The 2,138-nt window shown below is 63.0% G+C and carries 3 protein-coding genes and 1 pseudogene; 2 read left to right on the forward strand and 2 right to left on the reverse strand.

The features are described 5' to 3' along the window. Positions 1 to 250: pseudogene (locus tag ADK28_RS01190) on the forward strand (LysE family translocator); the annotation flags it as partial. 2 nt (positions 251 to 252) lie between these two features. Here the strand turns inward: ADK28_RS01190 and ADK28_RS01195 are convergent. Together ADK28_RS01195 and ADK28_RS01200 are read right to left on the reverse strand one after the other, a co-directional pair. Continuing rightward, positions 253 to 705: a GNAT family N-acetyltransferase gene (locus tag ADK28_RS01195; protein ID WP_016926733.1), complete on the reverse strand. Its 453-nt coding sequence runs from the start codon at positions 703 to 705 to the stop codon at positions 253 to 255. Between the two features lie 43 nt (positions 706 to 748). Next, on the reverse strand, positions 749 to 1,351 hold the full coding sequence (locus tag ADK28_RS01200) for an XRE family transcriptional regulator (RefSeq protein WP_016926734.1): 603 nt from the start codon (positions 1,349 to 1,351) through the stop codon (positions 749 to 751). Positions 1,352 to 1,394: 43 nt separating this feature from the next. Here ADK28_RS01200 and ADK28_RS01205 point away from each other — a divergent pair, with 43 nt between their 5' ends. After that, on the forward strand, positions 1,395 to 2,087 hold the full coding sequence (locus tag ADK28_RS01205; protein WP_016926735.1) for a B3/B4 domain-containing protein: 693 nt from the start codon (positions 1,395 to 1,397) through the stop codon (positions 2,085 to 2,087). Positions 2,088 to 2,138: the final 51 nt, after the last annotated feature.

Below are 2,138 nucleotides of genomic sequence, written 5' to 3' on the forward strand. Positions count from 1 at the left end.
GTTTCTGCTGTTTCTGGCGCTGCTGCCGCAGTTTACCGACGCCCGAGCCGAATGGTCGGTGCCGATGCAGATGCTGGCGTTGGGCGTCGTGCATTTGATCAGCTGCGGCCTGGTGTATCTGCTGGTGGGGTTTGGTTCGCAGTCGGTGCTGCGCACTCGCCCGCAGGCCGCGAAGGTGGTGGGGCGCATCTCCGGCGCGGCGATGATCGTGATCGCCCTCGGGCTGTTGGCCGAGCAGGCGCTGAAATAGCGCTACCGTCGGTAAATGTCCGGCCGGGCGATCTGCCAGACAAAGTCGGGGCGGTTGATGGCGCTATAGCCCACTTTTTCGTAGAGCCAGGGGGCGGTGCTGGTGACCAGCATGACTCGCCGCAGCGTCGCCATCAGCGGATGGGCCTGACAGCATTCTGCCAGCCATAGGCCCAGCCCGCTCTTTTGGTACGTTTCCAGCACGTACACGTCGCACAGATAGCCGAAAGTGGCGTAATCGGTGACCAGCCGGGCGAAACCGATCTGCCTGGCCTCGTGATACAAACCGAAGCACAGGCTGTGGGCGAGCGACTGGCGGACGGTCTCTTTATCGATTCCCTCCGCCCATGACGAACGGGTCAGAAAAGCGTGGATGGCATCGAGATCCAGCAGAACGGGATCGGTGCTGACGAGATAGTCCGCACGCCGCCACTCCCGTGGGGCAGGGGTTGTCATGATGGTTCTTCTCCTGTGCAAGCGTTCAGGTCAGGGCCGCCGTTCAGGCGTGCAATTCGGCGACCGTCATGGTGAAAATCAGCGTGTCTTCGCCTTCGTTGGCGTACCGGTGCGGGCCGTCCGTTTTGGCGACTGCCGAACAGCCCGGCGCAATCATGAGCTCGGTCTGTTCGACGGCCAGGCTCAAGACGCCTTGCTCAACGTGCAGCAGCTCGAAGGTGCCCGTCGGGTGGCCGCCCGATGCATAGGCCTCCCCCGGCGCCATTTCCCACCGCCACAGTTCTATCATGTTCGGGCCTTGGGTGCCCGCGAGCAAACGGGCCGAGCCGCCGCGATCGCCATGCCACAGCGTGGGAATATCTTGGCTTTCAATCAGGAAGGCGGCGGGCGCGCGGGTGACGTTGACGATGTCCGCCACCGACAGACCCAGCGCCGCCGCGAGCTTGCACAGGATGGCGATGCTGGGATTGGCGGCGCCTTTCTCGATCTCCACCAGCATGCCTTTGCTGACGCCCGCCCGGCGCGACAGTTCATCCAGCGATAGCTTTTGGCTTTTTCTTTGTTGCTTGATGCGGTGCGACACCGCTTCGCTGACGGTTTGCACGTCGGCGCCGAACTCGGTCGGTCTGTTGACTTTGGCGTTCATCGGTCAATATTATGAAATAAAATGGTCAATATAGGATTATTCAATGATTTTAGTCGATCCGTCAATCGATCCGGCCGTCGCTGCGCTGGCACCCGGTTTCCGGGCGTTAAGCATTACCGCGGTTGCGGCTCCCATAACCCATCCGGACGTGGGGGCATTGGCGTTGGCGCAAGCCTGTCGCGCCCTCGGCGAGGAAGACGCACCCTGGGCAGAGGCGCATCTCACGGCCTGGCGCGAGGTGTTCATGCAGTTTGGCGCCAAACCCAAGCGTACGCCCTGTTCCGCCGACGCCCTGCGCAAGCGCGCGCTGCGCGACGGCACGATGCCCAGCATCGATCCGGTCGTCGATCTCTATAACGCCGTCAGCATTCGTTATGCCGTGCCGGTGGGGGGCGAGAATATCGCGGCCTATGTCGGCGAGCCGCGGCTGATCGTCGCGGATGGCAGCGAACTGTTTGATACCGTCAAAGAGGGGGCGCTGATCCATGAATCGCCGGAGGCGGGGGAGGTGGTTTGGCGCGACGATCGCGGCGTGACCTGCCGCCGCTGGAATTGGCGCCAGGGGGTCAGAACCCGGTTGAGCGCCGAGGCCGAGCGGATGTGGTTCATCCTGGAGAGCCTGCCGGCGATGCCGTTGGCGGCGCTGCACGAGGCGGGCGACGAATTGATTGCCGGTTTACGGCAAATGATGCCCGGCGTCACGGTAGAGCAACGGCTCATCGGCTGCACCTCGTAACAGGCTTCAGCACTGGCGGCGGACCAAACCGCTGATCAAATCCAGCGCGTC

This window comes from Serratia sp. 506_PEND, assembly GCF_001076875.1.
Taxonomy (GTDB): domain Bacteria; phylum Pseudomonadota; class Gammaproteobacteria; order Enterobacterales; family Enterobacteriaceae; genus Serratia; species Serratia marcescens.